This window comes from Vibrio tapetis subsp. tapetis (assembly GCF_900233005.1).
Taxonomy (GTDB): Bacteria; Pseudomonadota; Gammaproteobacteria; order Enterobacterales; family Vibrionaceae; genus Vibrio; species Vibrio tapetis.
The window spans coordinates 3,437,324-3,458,588 of sequence record NZ_LT960611.1 but is presented as its reverse complement, the minus strand read 5'-3'; the positions used below and the strand labels follow the sequence as shown (position 1 = coordinate 3,458,588).

Below are 21,265 nucleotides of genomic sequence, written 5' to 3'. Positions count from 1 at the left end.
AATCATTGCCCTAGCAGTAACCCTGCTATTAAGTGTTTTTGCCTACGCTGCGAAGTTTAATCAAGATGAGCACTATAAAGTGCTGGATGTGACGGCTTCATCATCACCGCTAGTCACTGAGTTATTTTCATTCTATTGCCCACATTGCCATTCATTTGAGCCAATGATTCAAGAACTTAAGCGTCAACTTCCAGACAACGCCAAGCTACAAAAAGTACACGTATCTTTCATGGGAGGCCCGATGGGCATGTCGATGAGCAAAGCTTACGCGACGTCTATCGTGCTAAAAATCGAAGACAAAATGACGCCAATTTTATTTGATCGCATTCATAACATGCGCCAAGCACCAAAAGATGACGCTGAACTGCGCCAAATTTTTCTCGACCACGGTGTGAAAGCAAAAGCATTTGATGCTGCATTCAATGGGTTTGCCGTCGACTCAATGGTGCGCCGTTTTGACAAGCAATTCGAAAATAGCGGCTTAAGAGGTGTTCCCGCTCTCATCGTTAACAATAAGTACCTAGTAAAAACAGAATCCCTAGAATCCGTTGAACAGTACTTTGAATTGGTTAACTTCTTACTGAAGAAGTAACCCAAACAAGCCATGCTAAAAGGGATCCAATTGGCTTAATGCCACTTGCTTAAGAGCGAGTGGCATGTTTATTGGGGTATCGGGCTGGCTTTTTTAAAACCGCTCTGGGGTATGGTTTCCTTTTCCGTTTCTTGGGGAGAATAAGCCGCTTCCCATTGTCCCTGAGAGCTTTTAAGTTTTTTGGTATCGCTCCTGGACTTCGAGTGTCGCTCGCCCAAATCATCTCATCCATAATCAAAAATAAGGCATTAATGAAGCTGATCCGTAGAGGCTCAACTTCATGTTGTTTAGCCATCTCAGCCATTTCCAGCCTCACGATGTTATAGCTGGTTAATATTCCCCATAGCTCCTGATATATCCCGACTTTTTTCTTACTTCGTAATGTTGGTTTGTTTTGTAACTGATACTGCTTTAGTTCGCCGTAACTGCGTTCGATTTCCCAACGCTCCCAATACACTTTAACTAAGTCATCAAACAGATAGCGCTCAGGGCATAAGCACGAAGTAATGAAGCCTTTGATTTCACCTTTAGGGGTTGGAATTAGAATAAGGCGTGCTTGCCATCTCTTGCCAAGATATGGGAGTCTGCTTTTGAGCTTGTGGTGAAACAGGCATCTCAATGAGATGATCATAATCAGTATAACTCTCGATTATGTCATAGCGCATTTTGGTTTTGATTGGTGTTAACCAGTGGCTGTTACTGCTAGCACCCTGCCAGCTGGTAAATAACTCCGCAGAAGTGAACCCTCTATCAAAAAGTGTTAATGAGTCATCTGGTGCTGACCCCACAAGTTGTTGGGCATATGATATTTCACTGTTTGTTACTGGTCCAAAAGCAGCATCGGACACAAGGTGGCTACGTGTAGACATTAATGTTACTGCCAACACGCTTGGAAATGATGCACCTTTTTGAGCAAACCCAAAATGCTGATTTTCTTCGGTATTGTGAGTTTTGAAATACGTTCCATCGACACTAAGAAGCTTTAAGCCACAAACTTCGTCAAAGTCTGATTGTTGCTCCCACTGTTGGGCTGTAGTTTTAAATAAGTAACGCATAGGTTTATCGCCGAGGCGTTCTTTCCCCTTGATAATACTGCTTGTTGCCATAGGTGTGAGTTCACCATCTACATCAGGGAATGCTAACTCCAACTTGTCGCAGACATCTTGAATGGAGCGATTACGTTGGAGCCCAATCCCTAATACTAACCAAACAGCTTGCTCTGCGGGGAGGCGTCGCTTTCTGAGCGATACTCGTCCAGTTTGTTGAACAGCTTCTTCAACCCATTCCCAAGGAATGTGTTTATTAAACACATCGATTGGACGTTCGTGGCAAAACTCTGCGGTAACCTGTAACTCTTTTGAAAACTCAGACATAAAAAATCGGCCGTAACTTACGTTACGACCGATTATGAGGCCTCTGGAGGATCGTTCAAGTAGCTAAACGATCGGCATTAATCCAATTGGCTCCCTTTTTTGTTCTAATTACGTCTGTAAATTGATTTCAACAAATCGTCTTTTTCTTGCCACAAATTATTAAGCCACAACTGAAAACTGCGCTTATACGGCTTATCGTTAAAGTAGTCACCGGTATGCTGCTCATTCATTGGAATGGTACGAATGTGAACCTCAACTCGCTTCAAGCGCCCAAATAACAAGTCTTTAAAAGGCTGCTCTCTATTGTCTGGGTAGGCGATGGTCACATCTATGATGCTATCAAACTGTTCGCCCATTGCAGCCAGCGTATACGCAATGCCACCCGACTTAGGTGCTAATAGATGATCGTATTGTTGTGCCGACTTCTGATGTTTTTCCGCCGTAAAGCGCGTTCCTTCCACGTAGTTCACGACCGTAGTCGGAATGTGTTGAAACTTTTCACATGACTGGCGTGTCGTCTCTAAGTCTTGGCCTCGTTTTTCAGGGTGACGTATCAAATACTCTCTAGAATGACGACGCATAAATGGCATGTCTAACGCCCAACAAGCCATGCCGATAAACGGCACATATAACAAAGCTTGCTTAAGAAAGAACTTGGGCATCGGTATTTTGTCTTTAAATACGGTGCATAGCACTAAGATATCGGTCCAACTCATGTGATTACAAATCAACAAATACCATTGATCTTTTCTAAGGTCCTCACCACCGATGACATGCCATTCAACCGGGTTTAGGCCATTAATAATTAAGCCATTAATACCCGACCAAAAGCGCATAACCGTGTTGGCCACCCGAGTGATAAAACGTTTCGAGCATTGAATCGGCATCAAGACTTTAATTAAAGCCAAGATGACAATCACCGTTGAGCACAGAATATTATTTAACGTACCAAGAAAAAGATTAGCGGTAAGAATAAGATAAGCAAACATAACAGAAAAACACAAAGCCCGAATTAGTGAATTGAACGGTGTAGAATTGTACATTTACTGTATGAATTTGTAATCCACTTAATTAATTGACTGATTTATTAGACAAAAGAGCTCGCAAAATGGTCGATTATCACGCCAAAAACCATATACTGGATCAATACTTGGCAACCAACTGTAATGGATTACGATGAAAAAGACACAAATTGCCCTTCTACTAACTGCAACAGTCGTTGCTGCTCCTAGTGTTGCGAGATCAGAAACACCCCAAGGATTCAGTGGTGAAATTGCATTAAATACTGCGTTTTTTCAAAGTAAATCGAATCTAAACACCAGCGCAGAAGCACAACGAGTAGAAAATGAAACGCCGACAACCACCAGCTACGGTGTATTTCCACTCGGCAACATCAAATACACCTTCGATAACCACCAACTTTTTGCTGGTACCTCTAGAGCCGACATTGCAGTCGGTACTGTTGCGCTAGAAGCAGGTTATCAATACAGATTCTCTGGTGGTACAAAATGGAGTGTTTCTGTACTTCCGACAGTACTGGCAAGCAAAGTATGGCAAGACCCATATCAACTGACGGGGGGGCGCGAAGAAACAGAAGAAAAAGGCACGGCTTATCGTATGCAGTTTAAAAATATAGCCGGTTCGCTATTTAATCTAGATTTAGCATACGGTGACAGCAAAGTGAGCGATGAGCAATCAGGCTCCGAATACAGCGTATCAGAGCAATCTCAACTCGAGCGAGATCGCCAGGTGTACTACGCTAAATTCGATATGATGCTGCCACTGTCTCGCACCTTTTTACTGTTTCCAGCGATTAAATACATAGACAGCAAAGCCGACGGTAATGCCATGAGTAACTCAGCATTAGGTGGTGAGCTAACCAGCATAATGATCTTTGGTCAGCATCAATTTGCCGCAACGCTAGGCTACATGAAGCATGAATACAACGAGCAACACCCTGTGTTTTCTAAAACACGTTCCGACGCCAAGATAAAAAGCTTCATCGCTTATGAATACACCGACTTTTTCGATATAGACAGCCTATCGTTGGTTGCTTTTGCAGGTTACAACACCTCAGATTCAAACATTGAGTTCTATGATGAAACTGGCTTAGTCACCTCTGTCGGTGTTAACTGGAAATTCTAAACGGCTTGCGCGGTAAGCTGTTTCAATAACCGATCCATAGCTCTATACCCTAAGGCCTCCGCTAAGTGAGGCCTTGTTATAGAATCCTGACCGTCTAAATCTGCAATCGTGCGTGCGACTTTGATGATTCGATGATATGCCCTTATCGATAAGCCAAGTCTGTGCAGTGCATTCTCCAAAAACTCAGCATCGGCTTTTTCTAGTCCACAATGCTTATCAAGCTCTCTCGTCCCTAATAACGCATTCACTTTACCGCCGCGAGACAACATGGTTTCTCTGGCTGTCACGACTCGTTTTTTTACGATGGATGTCGCTTCCCCCCTCTCACCTCCTTGCGCCAAGGTGCCCTTAGGTAAAAGCGGAATTTCCAAAGACATATCAAATCGATCAAGTAGCGGCCCAGAAAGGCGATTCAAATAACGCAAGATGATTTGAGGATTGGTACGGGATTGATTACCTTCGTAATACCCGGTAGGGCTAGGGTTAAGCGCACCGACCAATTGGAATCGAGCAGGAAATCGTGTTTTACCCGCCGCTCTGGAAATAATGATTTCGCCAGATTCCAACGGCTCACGCAATGAGTCCAACACCTTTCGCTCAAACTCTGGCATTTCATCCAAGAACAACAAACCATTATGAGCCAAAGATATTTCTCCGGGTCTTGGCATCGACCCGCCTCCCACCAATGCCGCCATTGAACTCGAGTGGTGAGGAGAGCGAAACGGACGTTGTTTCCAATTGTGCTGATTAATTTCTTGTTGCGTTAATGACGCCACGGCGGCCGTTTCCATGGCTTCGGTTTCATCCATCTCGGGCAATAAATCACACAACCTTGAAGCTAGCATGGTTTTTCCGGTACCTGGAGGGCCTAAAAAAAGCACGTCATGACTGCCAGCAGCGGCGATTTCTAGCGCACGTTTTCCTTGCTGTTGACCAATAATATCTCGCAAGCAACGTTCCGGTGCTTCTGGCGGCTGATAGCGGGTGGTTTGGAAAAGAGACATGACCTTTTGACCCGATAAATCGGCGCATACATCCAATAAATGCGCTGATGACTTGTGCCTTTTTTCACCCACTAACGCGGCTTGATCGCCGTTTTCATCCGGCACTACCAAGCACCGATTTTTGCTATTGGCGGCCAATGCGGCTGGCAAGACGCCTTTTACCGGTCGCAATTCACCTGAAAGAGCTAACTCACCAACAAATTCATAGGTACCGAGCTTAGTGACGGCTATTTGATCTGAGGCGGCTAAGATCCCTAATGCGATGGGTAAATCGAACCGCCCTCCTTCTTTGGGTAAATCTGCTGGCGCAAGATTGACGGTGATCCGCTTTGCGGGCATCTCAAACCCTGAATTAACAATCGCACTGCGTACCCTATCTCTAGACTCTTTCACCGTTGTCTCAGGAAGGCCCACCAAGCAGAAACCTGGCATTCCGTTACTAATATGAACTTCTACCGTTACCTCTGGTGCTTCAACACCAATGCACGCTCGGCTGTTAATAATTGCCAATCCCATTCGACTTCCTTGTAGTAACAATTTTCATTGATAACGTTATAACTGCATAACTTTCATCTCATAATTGTTATATATCCTTTTTGAATGCTGATTAAATGTGAAAAAAGTCCTAGTTTTTGCTTGTCATGTAAGCAATGACTGTGATACCACTAGTAGTGCAAACAATTTCGAACTAAAAGAATAAATAACATAAATGAATTTTACCGCTCGCATTAACGTACTCATTACCCTGATTATCGTGGTCATTATTGACTCCGAGCGGGGGCATGTGGGCAGAAGGTAAACCACAGAATGCTTAAAACCCCCGCACTGAAAAGTACGGGGGTTTTTTTATAAGTTTTAAATTAGCACTAACCAGCAACTTGGTTAAAACAGGAAGAAATGGAGCACACGATGTGCAAGAGTCGAGCAACAAATAAGTACAGCTTTACAGTACGAGCGCAAGGAGAGCAGCAATGACAGGTGCAGGACTCGTAGTTGCAGCACTACGACAACAAGGAATTAAGACGGTTTTTGGCTACCCTGGTGGTGCCATCATGCCAATATACGACGCCCTCTATGACGGCGGAGTTGAGCATGTCCTCTGCCGACACGAGCAAGGTGCCGCGATGGCAGCCATTGGTATGGCTCGTTCAACTCAAGATGTGGCGGTTTGTCTTGCAACGTCAGGCCCAGGAGCAACCAACCTCGTGACAGGCCTTGCTGATGCTTTCTTAGATTCTGTTCCTCTTGTTGCGATTACAGGCCAAGTTGCGAGTAGCCACATTGGTACTGATGCATTCCAAGAAATGGATGTCATTGGCATGTCTTTGTCTTGTACCAAACACAGCTATCTTGTCACCGACATTGAAGATCTTGCTTCGACCCTTGCTGAAGCATTTGAAGTAGCAAAAACTGGTCGCCCTGGCCCTGTATTGGTTGATATCGCTAAAGATGTACAATTGGCTGCTTCTCCTGTTTCAGAACTTCCATATTTTGAGCCGCCAGCTATCCCTGTAGCAACAGTAGAAAATGTTGAACTGGCTCAGCATTTGCTGGCACAAAGTCAGAAGCCAGTTTTGTATGTCGGTGGTGGTATTCAAATAGCCAAAGCGACTGAATCGGTTCGTGCATTCTTAAAGCAAAACCCAATGCCATCGGTCAGTACCCTAAAAGGTCTTGGCAGCATAGAAAGACACGACCCTCACTACCTTGGCATGCTCGGTATGCACGGTACCAAAGCCGCTAACCTTGTGGTTCAAGAATCTGATCTTTTGATTGTTGTTGGCGCTCGTTTTGATGACCGAGTAACTGGCAAGCTTGGTACGTTTGCTCCACACGCTAAAGTCATTCACATCGATATTGATGCCGCTGAGTTTAATAAACTTCGCCATGCTCATGCACCAATTCAAGGTGATATCAATGTGATCTTGCCTCAACTCACGTTAGAGCATGGAATCGACTCTTGGTTAACGGAATCAGAATTACTACGCCGTGAAAACAAGTGGAATTACAACCATCCTGGCGATCTCATCTACGCGCCATTAATGCTAAAACAACTTTCTGACATGATGGATGACAACGCCATTGTTTCAACTGATGTTGGACAACATCAAATGTGGGCAGCGCAGCACATTCAACCTCGCCAGCCACAAAACTTCATCACTTCTGCAGGATTAGGCACAATGGGCTTCGGCTTACCTGCAGCAATGGGCGCTAAAATTGCTCGTCCTGATGATCAATCGATTCTGATCTCAGGTGATGGCTCATTCATGATGAATGTACAAGAACTCGGTACGCTAAAGCGCAAGCAAGTTGCTCTTAAAATGGTGCTTATCAACAATCAACGCTTGGGTATGGTAAGACAATGGCAATCGCTGTTTTTTGATGGTCGCCACAGTGAAACCATTCTTGATGACAACCCCGATTTTGTCGTGCTGGCCAGCGCATTTGGTATTCCGGGTAAAACCATCACCAAAAAAGAAGAAGTTGAGCCCGCTCTAAAAGAAATGCTTGAAAGTGACACCGCTTACTTGCTGCATGTTCTAATCTCAGAAGAAGAAAATGTATGGCCACTGGTTCCACCGGGTGCTGCTAACCAAGACATGTTGGAGAATACCTAATGGAAAGATACTTATTAGATATTAAAGCAGATGACAAACCGGTATTGCTAGAGCGCGTTTTACGCGTAGTAAGACACCGTGGTTTCATCATCAAACAAGTGGCAGCAACACAAAATCATGAAAGCCACGTAGCCAGTGTAGAAATCATCGTAGACAGTGACCGCCCAATTACGTTTTTGACCAACCAAATCGAAAAATTATGGGATATTAGAAGCGTCACCGTTACGTTATTGCACGGTAATGAACTTCCAAATAATAACTTACAACAAAAGCTCGGTGCTTAAGGAATACAGACATGGCAGCAAAAACAGCAGATTACATTTGGTTTAATGGTGAAATGGTTCCTTGGGCAGACGCGAACGTTCACGTACTGACTCACGCTATGCACTACGGCACTTCTGTATTTGAAGGGGTTCGTTGTTACAACACGCCCAATGGGCCGATTGTATTTCGTCATTTAGATCACGCAAAGCGCCTAAAAGATTCAGCAAAAATCTATCGTTTCCCAATCCCGTATACGGTTGATGAAATCATGGAAGCGACACGCGAAACCCTGCGTCAAAATAAATTGGATTCCGCTTACATTCGTCCACTTGGCTTTGTTGGCAACGTAGGTTTAGGCGTGTGTCCACCAGAAGAAACGGAAATGGATCTTATTATTGCCGCATTCCCTTGGGGATCATACCTAGGCGAAGAAGCGCTAGAAAATGGTGTTGATGCCATGATTTCAAGCTGGAATCGTGCCGCACCTAACACCATTCCAACCGCAGCAAAAGCGGGGGGTAATTACCTATCTTCTTTATTGGTTGGTGGCGAAGCTCGTCGTCACGGTTACGATGAAGGTATCGCACTAAGCGTCGATGGTTACTTATCGGAAGGCGCGGGTGAAAACCTGTTTGTCATCCGTAACGGCATCATTTCTACACCACCAGCAACCAGTGCTATTTTACCAGGTATCACTCGTGACTCGATCATGATTCTAGCAAGAGAAATGGGATATGAAGTTCGCGAAGAAAACATTGCCCGTGAAGCACTATACCTTGCTGACGAAGTATTCATGACAGGCACTGCTGCTGAGATTGTACCGGTTCGCTCAGTCGATAAAATTACAGTAGGAGAAGGCAAACGCGGCCCTATTACTGAAAAAGTTCAGTCAGCGTACTTCGGCCTATTCAACGGCACCACTGAAGATAAGTGGGGCTGGTTAGATTACGTTTACCCAGCAAATGCACCTGCTGCAAAATAAAAGGAATTATTAATGTCTAGCTCTAACAAGAACACTTACCGCAGCGCCACAACGACGCACGGACGTAACATGGCGGGTGCTCGTGCCCTTTGGCGCGCAACAGGTGTTAAAGAAGACGATTTCGGCAAGCCTATTATTGCTGTTGTTAACTCATTTACTCAGTTTGTACCTGGCCACGTTCACCTTAAGGACATGGGCCAACTGGTTGCTCGTGAAATTGAAAAGGCTGGCGGTATTGCGAAAGAATTCAACACGATTGCGGTTGATGATGGTATCGCAATGGGCCACGGAGGCATGCTTTACTCATTGCCTTCTCGTGAGCTGATTGCAGACTCAGTAGAGTACATGGTAAATGCACACTGTGCCGATGCCATGGTTTGTATTTCTAACTGTGACAAAATCACTCCAGGAATGATGATGGCTGCGATGCGCCTCAACATCCCGGTTATTTTTGTTTCTGGCGGACCAATGGAAGCGGGGAAAACCAAGCTTTCCGATCAGATCATCAAACTTGATCTGGTTGATGCCATGATCCAAGGTGCTGATCCCACTATTTCTGACGAGCAAAGTGAGCAAGTAGAACGCTCTGCGTGCCCAACTTGTGGTTCGTGTTCAGGCATGTTTACTGCCAACTCCATGAACTGCCTAACTGAAGCGCTCGGTTTATCTCAGCCGGGTAACGGTTCTATGCTTGCCACTCATGCAGACCGTGAGCAATTATTCCTTAAAGCCGGTTCTCGTATTGTTGAGTTAACCAAACGTTACTATGAAGATGGCGATGACTCAGCACTTCCACGCAACATTGCTGACCGTGCGGCGTTTGAAAATGCCATGGCGCTTGATATCGCGATGGGCGGCTCTAGTAACACCGTATTGCACTTACTTGCGTCTGCTCAAGAAGGCGACATCGATTTCGATATGGACGATATCGACGCCATGTCTCGTCGTGTTCCACACCTTTGTAAAGTCGCGCCGTCTACGCCGAAATACCACATGGAAGACGTTCACCGTGCTGGTGGCGTTATGGCCATTTTAGGTGAGCTTGATCGTGCAGGGTTACTTAATAATCAAACTCGCACTGTGCTAGGCCTAACCATGTCAGAGCAACTGGCACAATACGACATCATGCAAACGGAAGATGAAGCCGTACTGAAATTCTTCCGAGCTGGCCCTGCAGGTATTCGTACTACACAAGCTTTCTCGCAAGATTGCCGTTGGGATCGTCTTGATGACGATCGTGAAAATGGCTGTATTCGCACCAAAGAAAATGCTTTTAGCCAAGAAGGTGGCTTAGCGGTACTGTCAGGTAATGTTGCGCTTGATGGTTGTATCGTAAAAACAGCGGGTGTTGATGAAGAAAACCTTAAATTCCAAGGCCCTGCTATCGTATTCGAAAGCCAAGATACCGCAGTTGAAGGCATCTTAGGTGGCAAAGTAAGCGCTGGCGATGTAGTTGTGATTCGTTACGAAGGCCCTAAAGGCGGCCCGGGCATGCAAGAAATGCTTTACCCGACAACCTACCTTAAATCTATGGGCTTAGGCAAAGCCTGTGCGCTGCTAACCGACGGCCGCTTCTCTGGTGGTACTTCGGGTCTCTCTATTGGTCACGTATCTCCTGAAGCCGCTAGCGGTGGCACCATTGGTTTGGTACAAAATGGCGATATCATCACCATCGATATCCCTAGTCGTTCAATTACACTCGATGTCGCTGAAGATGTACTCGCAAAGCGTCGCGGTGAACAAGACCAAGCAGGCTGGAAGCCCGTATCACGTGAGCGTGTTGTGTCTCTTGCGCTTAAAGCCTACGCAAGCTTAGCAACCAGTGCTGACAAAGGCGCGGTGCGTGACAAGTCGAAGTTAGAAGGTTAGTCGTATGGCTGTCTCCAATCAAACTGGCGCAGAATATCTGCGCCAAATCCTAAGAGCACCGGTCTATGAAGTGGCGATGGTAACGCCACTTCAAGATATGCCGAGATTGTCTGCTCGATTAGGAAATCAGATCCAACTCAAACGAGAAGATCGCCAACCGGTTCACTCGTTCAAGCTACGTGGCGCTTACACCATGGTCGCCAGCTTGAGTGACGAGCAGAAACAAGCTGGGGTCATTGCCGCCTCAGCAGGTAACCACGCACAGGGTATGGCGCTCTCTGGCACTAAGCTGGGAATTCAAACCACTATTGTGATGCCTAAAACCACACCGGACATCAAAGTAGAAGCCGTGCGCGGTTTTGGTGGCATTGTGGTACTTCATGGTAATAACTTCGATGAAGCCAAAGCTGAAGCTGAACGATTAGCTGCTGAACATAACTTCACTTTTGTGCCCCCTTTTGATCACCCACTCGTGATTGCTGGGCAAGGCACGATTGGCATGGAAATGCTGCAACAAAACGGTCACTTAGATTATATCTTTGTGCCTGTTGGTGGTGGCGGTCTGGCTGCTGGTATTGCTGTGCTTATCAAGCAACTGATGCCGGAAATCAAAGTCATTGCGGTTGAGCCTGAAGAGTCTGCCTGTTTAAAAGCTGCGCTTGATGCCGGTGAACCTGTGGTGCTTGATCAAGTCAGTATGTTTGCTGATGGCGTTGCCGTTAAACGTATCGGCGATGAAACGTTCCGCGTTTGTCAGCAATACCTTGATGGCCATATCACGGTCTCAAGTGACGAAATTTGCTCTGCCGTTAAAGATATTTTTGAAGACACTCGTGCTATCGCTGAGCCGTCTGGGGCCTTGGCTCTCGCCGGTCTTAAGAAATACGCCGAGCAAAATCAACTGCAAGACAAACAGCTAGCAACGGTATTGTCGGGAGCGAACACCAACTTCCACGGTTTGCGTTATGTTTCTGAGCGCAGTGAGCTGGGTGAAAAACGTGAAGGTCTACTGGCGGTAACGATTCCAGAAAGACCAGGGGCGTTCTTAGAGTTTTGTAACTTGATTGGCGGCCGCGCTGTTACTGAGTTTAACTACCGTTTTAACGACGACAAATTGGCGAATATCTTTGTTGGTTTGCGTTTGCAAGATGGTCAGAGAGAACTGGATAGCGTCATTCAAGACCTCAAACACGGTGGCTACCCTGTTGCCGATTTGTCTGACGACGAAATGGCAAAGCTGCACGTGCGTTATATGATTGGTGGTAAGCCGTCAAAGCCACTAAAAGAGCGTTTATACAGCTTTGAATTCCCTGAATCTCCTGGTGCTTTGCTTAAGTTTTTAAGCACGCTAGGGACTCACTGGAACATCAGTTTATTTAACTACCGTAACCAAGGTGCCGACTACGGCCGTGTATTGTGTGGCTTTGAATTAGAAGAGTCTGATTTAAGCCGATTCTCAGCTCACCTGCGTGAGCTGGGTTACCAGTGCAAAGATGAAACCGATAACCCATCTTATCGTTTTTTCCTATCTAGCCAGTAATATCATCATTACGTACGGTTAACGAATCAAACAGCGAGGACTCTCCTCGCTGTTTTTTTATCTGTTGCTCAGTCAGCTCTTAGCCAATCTCGGTACAGTTTTTCTGAGTCTCCTAAGTAATTCACCATCCAATTCACTAATCGATTATTTTCATCAGCACACCAAACCATGCAGCAATTACTCAAGGGTTTATTTTCGATGAGATCCCTTTCAACAATTTCTCCAGACAGTAAATATGGCTTAGCAATATGCAATGGCATAAAACCGATTCCAACGCCATTTTTTAAGCACTCAATGGCGCTATACCAATTCGGTAGCAATAATCGCCTTTGTTGAGGATAATGCCAGTTATGTCTTTTTGGCAGCACGTTCGATGTATCATCTAAACAAATAGCGGCAAATGAGTTAAGTGTTTCTTCATTCAATACCGTTAACTTTGCAGCGGGATGAGCAGGAGACATCACAAAGGCCCATTCAAGTTTGCCCATGGGTTTTATTGAGAACTCTCCACCAACAGGCACCGCCGCTGTCGCACCTAACACAATATCAGCACGCTCTTGGGATATTGCTTCCCAAGATCCATTAAACACTTCCATATTGATCTGCAATTCAGCAAATTCAAAGGTTTGGTAAAAGTCTTCGATCAATGGCTTCAAATTGTCGAGCTTAACCACATTATCCAACGTGATCTTTAGTGTTTGCTGCCAACCTTGTGCGGCTCTACGAGTTTGTGCGCTTACGCTCTCCATCTGCCTTAGCATTTGTCGAGCATTATCAATAAAGATCACGCCAGCAGCCGTCAATTCGACCTTTCTGGGTAAACGATGAAACAGTTCAACGCCAAGATCTTGCTCAACTTGCCGAACCCCGTAACTGATTGCAGAAGGCACCTTATGCAATCTTTCAGCCGCGGCGGTAAAACTGCCCATTCGAGCAACGGTATCTAACATCTCTAATGATTGTCTTGAAAACATAGCTATCAAATTTTTTGAACGATAACTAACAAATATAGCGTTTCCAATTTCCTTTGACCAAAAATACAATCATTTTGATCGAAATATATGGGCTGGCGCCACCTTTTACCCAACAAACATTTTGAATGGAAATTTTATGAACGTCACTAAACGTCAGTTATTTTACTTGGCTTGTCTCTCAATGCTTGGCTTCATTGCCACCGACATGTACTTACCGGCTTTTAAAGCAATGGAAGGCGATTTCGCAACGGGCCCAGAGCAAATAGCGCTTTCTCTCTCCATTTTCTTAGCCGGGCTTGCCATTGGACAAATCCTATGGGGGCTAGCAAGTGACAAATTTGGTCATAGAAACACCCTCGTCGCTGGCCTAGTCATATTCTCACTCGCTTCTTTTGGTTTGTCTTTCAGTGAGCAAGTGTGGCAGTTACTGTCGTTACGCTTCGTGCAAGCTATTGGTGTATGTGCTCCTGCTGTTATTTGGCAAGCCATGGTCATCAAACGCTACCCTAGCCAAACCAGCCAACAAGTATTCGCGACCATTATGCCGCTGGTGGCACTTTCACCCGCGCTCGCCCCTCAACTTGGTGTGTTATTGCTTAGCCAATTTGGTTGGTCGAGCATTTTTATCGCATTAACCGTCATTGGCGCCGTGCTCGTTGTTGCAACTTTAGTGCAAACAAAAGACGAAGTGGAACCAAAAACCACCAGCGTCAGCACTGATATCAAGATGTTGGTTAAGTCGAAGCACTACACTGGTAACGTCATCATTTACGCGACCTCTTCTGCCGCTTTCTTTGCTTACCTTACTGGTATGCCAGAGATCATGGCTCAACTGGGGTATGACGCAAAAGACATTGGCCTAAGTTTCATTCCACAAACCATCGCGTTTATGGTGGGCGGATACTTGGGTAAACGATGGGTGAAGAAATTTGGTGATGAGAAAGTTCTTAAGAATTTATTGTCTCTATTTACGGTTTCAGCATTAATGGTATTCATGGCAACTCAGTGGGAATTAACCTCTATTTTGCCACTGCTCGCCCCATTCTGTTTGATTGCCGTGGCAAATGGTGCGCTCTACCCTATTGTTGTTAACCGTGCGCTATCTAGCGCTAAACAGAGTCCTGCAACGGCTGCTGGTCTGCAAAACAGCTTCCAAATATGTATCTGCGGCCTTGCGAGTGCATTAGTGGCAGGGTTTGCAAGCCAAGCTCTACAAATTACTGGGATTGCTATCATTGTATGCTTGGTGGGCTTATGGGCAGGTTATTTCATTTCTCATCGTGGTTTAAGTCAGCACTTCGCTGTACCCGATAACTCTCGTGTTGCACGAGACGAAAAATAGGCAATATCGAGTAGGGTGAGGCGTCTCCGCCTCATCCCTCTCACAGAACCGTACGTACGGACCTCGTATACGGCTCATGCACATTTCCATTCAGCATAATGGCTGAACACATATCCTGTCCTAACGTGTTCAAGATTCACTAATCCAAGGTCGTTAAACCATTGATTTGGCATCGAGTAACTGGCTAATGGACTCGCAGCATTTCTCCAACTATCCATACAGATATACCTGAATGACCCTTCGTAACCTAGCTGTCTTAGCCTGCGGTGGAGTCGGGTCGGTTTTTTCCATAATCGTAATTGGACGCTGCGAAGTCTTCGCCTTAACCACGCGGCCAGTTTCTTAAACTCCCTGTTGGCATTCGCTATTCGAAAGTACTGGCTGAACCCTCTCAGAAGTGGATTCAGTTGTTTAATGACTTCTAACAATGGCTTACCGCCATTGCGTCTTGTCACTCGCTTCAACTTTCCTTTGAACGTCGACATTTTCTTTGGCTGAATACGGCTATAATGGCTACCGATTTCTATTCCAAGGAATTTCACACCTTCGCCGCTGTGCGCTATGTGTGATTTGGTTTCGTTCACCGTTAACTTGAGCTGTTTTTCCAGGACCTTCGTTGCCTGTACTTGCGCATTTTCTGCACCTTTACGGCTGCGACAGAAGATCAGTATGTCGTCGGCATAACGGACTATTCGATGTCCTCGCTTTCGCATCTCTTGATCAAACGCATCCAGATAGATGTTCGCTATCAGTGGGCTTATTACTCCACCTTGCGGACTACCTATCTCGGTATGCTGCCACTCTCCATCAACCATTACGCCACTTTTCAGGAACTGTTTGATGAGCTCCAGTACGCTACTGTCTGTGACTCGTTTCTTAATGCTTTTTAGAATAAGCTCGTGGTCGAGCTTATCGAAGCACTTCGATAAGTCCATATCTACGACGTGTTGCATTCCGTATCGACGGATGAACATCGTCGCTTTGTTTATAGCATCGTGACAACTTCGATTCGGTCTATACCCAAAGCTGGATGGGTGAAACTGCTCTTCGAAGATTGGGGTTAATAGATCATTTAGAGCTTGTTGGACAACTCTATCCCGTACTGTTGGGATCCCAAGTAATCGCACCCCACCATCATCTTTCGGTATTTCTACCCGTCTGACGGGTTGAGGGGTGTATCGCTTGGTTTTGAGTTCCAGAAGAAGTTGATCTAGGTTATCACTCAGATTTTGGGCGTAGTCGCTTAGGCTCTGCCTATCTATTCCGGCCGCGCCTTTCGCTTTCCACACTTTTTTAAATCCTTTATAGAGTCGCTCTTTGTGGAGCAAGTGACCATATAAACTGTAGTAAACTCTCAACTTTTTCCTTTAGATTGTGTGCCGTGTGGGGACAAATGCTCTCTCACAGTGTTGGTGTATTTCACTCCACTCTCTAGCCTTCTAGCTCAATGGCAATTTACTAGAGTGAGTCAGAGTTACTCCCTTGTACGGTTTCTCGCTTCAGTGCTTTGCTTTCACAAAGACCGAGACGGAATACCTCGATAGCTAATCAACTTGTATACCACTGAAAAAAAAAACATCTGCTCATCACAGACTTAAAATGTACTTCATCCCTTCGCAACACCAGATTGCTTTTGGCAAAATGTTGTCCCATCAGACGTGTTACTGATGGTCAGCTCAGTTTTATCCTCCACACCATTACTGGGCTTCACCGGCCGAGCTTTACTCACTACTACGGATTCATCTGCCACCTCGCACCAACATAGATCTTGGCTCTCGCCTTGAGTTTATGCTTCCGACGTTTGCTCGGATGTGGTGTCAGGCTTCCCCAGTTACTGCACTGGCTCCCTGTTAACAATGCCACCCTCAAGCACAATCTAGGTCTGATTGAGTATCGGGCTTCACGCTATTTTGCACGCTTACCCACCTAAATTGCCGAATCAGGTTCACTTTCGTTGTGTACTGTTAACTTCCTATCGCTTCCTTCAAACCCTGCCGTTGGCCAGCAACGCCCTTGCGATTCGGATTATCTTCCCCTCAATCAGGGTGATTTAGGCTTCTTTCAGCCTAATGGGTTTGCCAGCTTCGCTGGGCAAACAAAAAAGGAGCAAAGGCTCCTTTTTTGATCAAATGCTAAAAGCTAGGTACTAAAAGCTAGGTACTAAAAGCTAGGGTACGCCTTGCTCATGGTATATCGATAGGCATGGCGTACTTTTACTAGAACTGGCGCTATTTTTTCTTAACTGGGCGCTGCCAATTAGCGATCGTGCGATCTTTTGCACGAGTAATCACCAGCTCACCTTCACCTACGTTTTTCGTTAGCGTAGTACCAGCACCGACAGTCGCACCATCAGCAATCGTAACAGGAGCAATGAGTTGGCAATCAGAGCCAACAAATACGTCGTCGCCAATAACCGTTTTAAACTTATTTGCGCCATCGTAATTGCACGTGATAACACCAGCACCAACATTAACACGTTGGCCTATTTCGGCATCACCAAGATAAGTAAGATGGTTAGCTTTAGAGCCTTCACCAATGCAAGTATTCTTTACTTCTACGAAGTTACCGACATGGGCATCATTTCGTAGCTCAGCACCCGGACGAAGACGAGTAAAGGGTCCAACAGTACAATCTTCAGCAACCGTCGCACCTTCAATCACACTGTATGGACGAATGATGCTGTTGTCGTCGATCTCGCAGTCTTTCAACACACAACCCGTGCCAATAATTACGTTATCGCCTAAAGTAACATTACCTTCAATGATCACGTTTGTGTCGATCTCAACATCCATACCACATTGAATGGTACCGCGTAGATCAAAACGAGCAGGATCGCGAAGCATCACGCCTTGTTCTAACAAACGCTGTGCATGCATGTTTTGATAAGCACGTTCAAGGCGAGCTAGTTGTGCTCTGTCATTTACGCCTTCTACTTCAATAGGGCTAACAGGGTGAACCGCTTCAACGGCACGACCTTCATTATGTGCCGCTGCAATAATATCGGTTAGGTAGTATTCACCTTGAGCATTTTCGTTTTTCAGCTCCGATAACCAACGCTTTAAATCGCCACCCGTCGCAACCATGACACCGGTGTTGATTTCTTTAATCAGTTTTTGTTCGTCGGTCGCATCTTTTTGTTCAACAATCGCCACAACTGGGCCATTTTTACGCACGATACGACCGTAACCCATTGGGTTATCGAGTACTACAGTCAGCAGTGCAATACCGCCATTAGGTTGTGCTTCTAAAAGGTTTTCAACGGTCTCTGAGGAGATAAGCGGTACATCACCGTAAAGCACGAGGACTTTTTCGTCGTCAGCGTATTCTGCAGATGCTTGGTTTACCGCATGACCGGTACCTAATTGTTCTGCTTGTAACACCCAGTTGACCGGCTCTTCAGCCAAGACCTGTTTCATTTGGTCTCCACCATGACCGTACACCAAATGAATGTTTTGAGCACCAAGGCCGGTACAGGTATCAATGACGTGTTTTGCCATAGGTTTGCCTGCTAGTGTATGCTGTACCTTTGGCTTATTAGAATACATACGGGTACCTTTACCCGCAGCGAGGATCACCGCGCTGAATTTCATAGTAGCTATCCCTAGAGACGTTGTTTTTTTATTAAGTTTCAAATTCTAACCTGATTCAGGGGAGATGTTAAATCTGACTGGTTATTTTTTAACTCAAATTAGGTACTTGCCGTTGTTCCCATCATCATTTTAACAGGCAACAGAAAGCAAAAAGGCGACCCTAAGGTCGCCTTTATCATCTACGCTAACGTGAATTAACGTACTTTTTTGGTCAGCTCGATAACTCGAAGCTGAGCAATGGCTTTAGCCAATTCACTCGCCGCTTGAGCAAAGTCCATGTCGCCATGCTGATTCGAAATATTCTCTTCAGCCTTGCGCTTGGCTTCTTCAGCCTTAGCTGCATCAAGATCTTCACCACGGATTGCTGTATCAGCCAGTACAGTCGCTGTACCAGGCTGAACTTCAATCATACCACCAGAAACATAAATGATTTCTTCGTGGCCGTGCAGTTTCACTATGCGCACCATACCAGGCCTAATAGCGGTTAGCAGCGGAGTGTGCCCTGGGAAAATACCCAATTCACCTTCGCTACCGGTCACCTGAAACGTTTCAACCACACCAGAAAAAAGTTTTTTCTCAGCGCTTACAACGTCTAGGTGAAAGGTCATTGCTGCCATATCGCCTCCTAGTTAGCCTTATAGCTTCTTCGCGTTCTCAATAGCATCGTCAATTGAACCGCAGTACATGAACGCTTGCTCTGGAATGTCATCGTACTCACCAGCTAGTAGACCTTTAAAGCCTCGTAGTGTCTCTTTAAGAGAAACATAGATGCCTGGGTCACCAGTAAATACTTCAGCTACGTGGTAAGGCTGAGTTAGGAACTTCTCAATCTTACGTGCACGAGATACAACTTGCTTATCTGCTTCAGATAGCTCGTCCATACCTAGAATCGCGATGATGTCTTTTAGCTCTTTATAACGCTGAAGAGTTGTTTGAACACCTTGAGCCGTATCGTAGTGATCTTGACCAACAACCAGTGGATCAAGCATACGAGATGTTGAATCCAATGGGTCGATTGCAGGGTATAAACCCATCGCTGCGATGTTACGGCTAAGTACAACCGTTGCATCCAAGTGAGCAAAGGTTGTTGCTGGAGATGGATCCGTTAAGTCATCCGCAGGTACGTATACCGCCTGAACAGAGGTGATAGAACCTTGTTTAGTCGATGTGATACGTTCTTGTAGAACACCCATTTCTTCAGCAAGTGTTGGTTGGTAACCTACCGCAGATGGCATACGACCTAGTAGAGCCGATACCTCTGTTCCCGCAAGGGTATAACGGTAAATGTTATCAACGAACAACAGAACGTCACGACCTTCGTCACGGAAACGCTCAGCCATTGTTAGACCAGTCAGGGCAACACGTAGACGGTTTCCTGGTGGCTCGTTCATTTGGCCGTAAACCATTGCTACTTTTGATTCTTCAGGGTTTTCAACGTTTACAACGCCTGCTTCCTGCATTTCAAAGTAGAAATCGTTACCTTCACGCGTACGCTCACCTACACCAGCAAATACTGATAGGCCAGAGTGCTGCAGTGCGATGTTGTTGATAAGTTCCATCATGTTAACGGTCTTACCTACACCAGCACCACCGAATAGACCGATTTTACCACCCTTAGCGAATGGGCAAATCAAGTCGATTACTTTAACACCTGTTTCTAGAAGTTCAGTCACGTTAGACTGCTCTTCGTAGCTAGGCGCTGCACGGTGAATTTCGTAATGCTCTTCAGCACCAATGTCACCACACTCATCAATCGCATCACCAAGAACATTCATGATACGACCAAGAGTTTTAGTACCCACTGGAACTGTGATTGGAGCGCCAGTATTTTCTACTGTCAAACCACGACGTAAACCATCAGAGCTACCCATTACGATTGCGCGAATAACGCCACCGCCTAACTGCTGCTGAACTTCTAGAACAAGACGTTCTTTTGAGTCAACAACATTCAGAGCATCGTATACACGAGGTACTTCGCCCTGTGGGAACTCTACGTCGACTACCGCACCGATGATCTGTACGATCTTACCTGTAGCCATCGTTAATCCTCTAAACTATTTAATGTTACCTTGCTTAAACCGCAGAAGCGCCTGAAACGATTTCTGATAGCTCTTGTGTGATCGCAGCCTGACGGGCTTTGTTGTACACAAGTTCTAAGTCATCAATCAAGTCGCTAGCGTTGTCTGTAGCAGCTTTCATTGCGATCATTCGAGCAGCCATTTCACAGGCTAAGTTCTCGACAACCCCTTGGTACACTTGCGATTCGACGTAGCGAATAAGCAATGCGTCCAGTAGTGGTTTTGGCTCAGGCTCATAAATGTAGTCCCAAGCATGTTCGCGCTGCATATCAGCACTATCGGATTTAGGCAATGGTAGTAATTGATCGATCGTTGGTTCTTGCACCATGGTGTTTTCAAACTTGTTGAACACTAGGTACAGACGATCCAATTCGCCTTCATCGTATTTCTGTAACATTACGCCAACTGAACCGATCAGTTCCTCTAGACTAGGGCTATCGCCTAAACCAGAGACCTGAGCTGCCACTTTCGCGCCGCTGTTATTAAAAAAGGCAGTTGCTTTAGTACCAATTACGGCTAATTCAACTTCTGCGCCTTTTTCTTGCCAACCTTTCATGTCTACAATGGCTTTCTTGAACAAGTTAATGTTCAAGCCACCACATAGACCACGGTCAGTAGAAACGATGATGTAACCAACACGTTTGGCTTCACGTTCCTCAAGATAAGGGTGCTTATACTCAAGGCTTCCGTTCGCCAAATGACCGATCACTTTACGCATTGTTTCTGCATACGGACGAGAAGCTTCCATCGCATCTTGCGAGCGACGCATTTTTGAAGCTGCTACCATTTCCATTGCTTTCGTGATCTTTTGAGTGCTTTTAACACTCCCGATCTTATTACGAATCTCTTTTGCGCCGGCCATTTTACTCTCCGTTAGAAGGTGATCTTTCGATC

At 45.6% G+C, this 21,265-nt stretch carries 18 protein-coding genes; 8 read left to right on the top strand and 10 right to left on the bottom strand.

Annotated features, from left to right (window positions below; all coding sequences use genetic code 11):
- Window position 1 precedes the first annotated feature (1 nt).
- Entirely contained in the window at window positions 2-592 is a 591-nt protein-coding gene (locus VTAP4600_RS15530) for a thiol:disulfide interchange protein DsbA/DsbL (protein ID WP_172443166.1), read from the top strand.
- Between the two features lie 49 nt (window positions 593-641).
- Here the strand turns inward: VTAP4600_RS15530 and VTAP4600_RS26795 are convergent, their stop codons facing one another.
- The 3 genes from VTAP4600_RS26795 to VTAP4600_RS15520 all read right to left on the bottom strand — a co-directional run bounded on the left by VTAP4600_RS26795 (window position 642) and on the right by VTAP4600_RS15520 (window position 2,954).
- A complete protein-coding gene (locus tag VTAP4600_RS26795) occupies window positions 642-1,049 on the bottom strand; it encodes a hypothetical protein (protein ID WP_231897817.1) in 408 nt (135 codons plus the stop codon).
- 70 nt (window positions 1,050-1,119) lie between these two features.
- A complete protein-coding gene (locus VTAP4600_RS26790; protein WP_231897816.1) occupies window positions 1,120-1,965 on the bottom strand; it encodes an IS4 family transposase in 846 nt (281 codons plus the stop codon).
- A 104-nt stretch (window positions 1,966-2,069) separates the two neighbouring features.
- A complete protein-coding gene (locus VTAP4600_RS15520) occupies window positions 2,070-2,954 on the bottom strand; it encodes a 1-acylglycerol-3-phosphate O-acyltransferase, YihG family (protein WP_102523614.1) in 885 nt (294 codons plus the stop codon).
- 187 nt (window positions 2,955-3,141) lie between these two features.
- On the opposite strand from VTAP4600_RS15520, the gene VTAP4600_RS15515 reads away from it, so the two are divergent.
- Window positions 3,142-4,110: a DUF2860 family protein gene (locus VTAP4600_RS15515; protein WP_102523613.1), complete on the top strand. Its 969-nt coding sequence runs from the start codon at window positions 3,142-3,144 to the stop codon at window positions 4,108-4,110.
- Here the strand turns inward: VTAP4600_RS15515 and VTAP4600_RS15510 are convergent.
- Entirely contained in the window at window positions 4,107-5,630 is a 1,524-nt protein-coding gene (locus tag VTAP4600_RS15510; protein WP_102523612.1) for a YifB family Mg chelatase-like AAA ATPase, read from the bottom strand. The genes VTAP4600_RS15515 and VTAP4600_RS15510 overlap by 4 nt on opposite strands.
- A 455-nt stretch (window positions 5,631-6,085) precedes the next feature.
- On the opposite strand from VTAP4600_RS15510, the gene ilvG reads away from it, so the two are divergent.
- The 5 genes from ilvG to ilvA are packed head-to-tail and all read left to right on the top strand — an operon-like array spanning window position 6,086 to window position 12,387.
- Window positions 6,086-7,732, top strand: coding sequence for an acetolactate synthase 2 catalytic subunit (gene ilvG / locus VTAP4600_RS15505; protein WP_102523611.1), 1,647 nt, complete (start codon window positions 6,086-6,088; stop codon window positions 7,730-7,732).
- The gene (gene ilvM, locus VTAP4600_RS15500) at window positions 7,732-8,016 is read left to right on the top strand and encodes an acetolactate synthase 2 small subunit (RefSeq protein WP_102523610.1); all 285 of its coding nucleotides are present in this window, start codon (window positions 7,732-7,734) and stop codon (window positions 8,014-8,016) included. Before ilvG ends, ilvM begins: the two co-directional genes overlap by 1 nt.
- 11 nt (window positions 8,017-8,027) lie before the next feature.
- Window positions 8,028-8,978, top strand: coding sequence for a branched-chain amino acid transaminase (locus tag VTAP4600_RS15495; RefSeq protein ID WP_102523609.1), 951 nt, complete (start codon window positions 8,028-8,030; stop codon window positions 8,976-8,978).
- Between the two features lie 12 nt (window positions 8,979-8,990).
- Window positions 8,991-10,847 (top strand): dihydroxy-acid dehydratase, encoded by a 1,857-nt coding sequence (ilvD, locus tag VTAP4600_RS15490; RefSeq protein ID WP_102523608.1) that lies wholly within the window; start codon window positions 8,991-8,993, stop codon window positions 10,845-10,847.
- Window positions 10,848-10,851: 4 nt separating this feature from the next.
- On the top strand, window positions 10,852-12,387 hold the full coding sequence (gene ilvA, locus VTAP4600_RS15485) for a threonine ammonia-lyase, biosynthetic (RefSeq protein WP_102523607.1): 1,536 nt from the start codon (window positions 10,852-10,854) through the stop codon (window positions 12,385-12,387).
- Window positions 12,388-12,455: 68 nt separating this feature from the next.
- Here the strand turns inward: ilvA and punR are convergent, their stop codons facing one another.
- The gene (gene punR / locus VTAP4600_RS15480; RefSeq protein ID WP_102523606.1) at window positions 12,456-13,361 is read right to left on the bottom strand and encodes a DNA-binding transcriptional activator PunR; all 906 of its coding nucleotides are present in this window, start codon (window positions 13,359-13,361) and stop codon (window positions 12,456-12,458) included.
- Between the two features lie 136 nt (window positions 13,362-13,497).
- Here punR and punC point away from each other — a divergent pair, with 136 nt between their 5' ends.
- Entirely contained in the window at window positions 13,498-14,703 is a 1,206-nt protein-coding gene (gene punC / locus VTAP4600_RS15475; RefSeq protein ID WP_102523605.1) for a purine nucleoside transporter PunC, read from the top strand.
- 74 nt (window positions 14,704-14,777) lie between these two features.
- Here punC and ltrA read toward each other — a convergent pair whose 3' ends face one another.
- From ltrA to atpG, 5 genes are all read right to left on the bottom strand, one after another.
- Complete coding sequence (gene ltrA / locus VTAP4600_RS15470; protein WP_102521018.1) at window positions 14,778-16,061, bottom strand: group II intron reverse transcriptase/maturase; 1,284 nt, start codon at window positions 16,059-16,061, stop codon at window positions 14,778-14,780.
- Window positions 16,062-16,931: 870 nt separating this feature from the next.
- Window positions 16,932-18,293, bottom strand: a complete 1,362-nt coding sequence (gene glmU, locus VTAP4600_RS15460) for a bifunctional UDP-N-acetylglucosamine diphosphorylase/glucosamine-1-phosphate N-acetyltransferase GlmU (RefSeq protein WP_102523604.1) — start codon at window positions 18,291-18,293, stop codon at window positions 16,932-16,934.
- Between the two features lie 194 nt (window positions 18,294-18,487).
- Entirely contained in the window at window positions 18,488-18,910 is a 423-nt protein-coding gene (locus VTAP4600_RS15455; protein ID WP_102523603.1) for a F0F1 ATP synthase subunit epsilon, read from the bottom strand.
- A gap of 18 nt (window positions 18,911-18,928) precedes the next feature.
- Window positions 18,929-20,332 (bottom strand): F0F1 ATP synthase subunit beta, encoded by a 1,404-nt coding sequence (atpD, locus tag VTAP4600_RS15450; RefSeq protein ID WP_102523602.1) that lies wholly within the window; start codon window positions 20,330-20,332, stop codon window positions 18,929-18,931.
- A 34-nt stretch (window positions 20,333-20,366) separates the two neighbouring features.
- Window positions 20,367-21,233, bottom strand: coding sequence for a F0F1 ATP synthase subunit gamma (atpG, locus tag VTAP4600_RS15445; RefSeq protein WP_102523601.1), 867 nt, complete (start codon window positions 21,231-21,233; stop codon window positions 20,367-20,369).
- Between the last annotated feature and the right edge of the window lie 32 nt (window positions 21,234-21,265).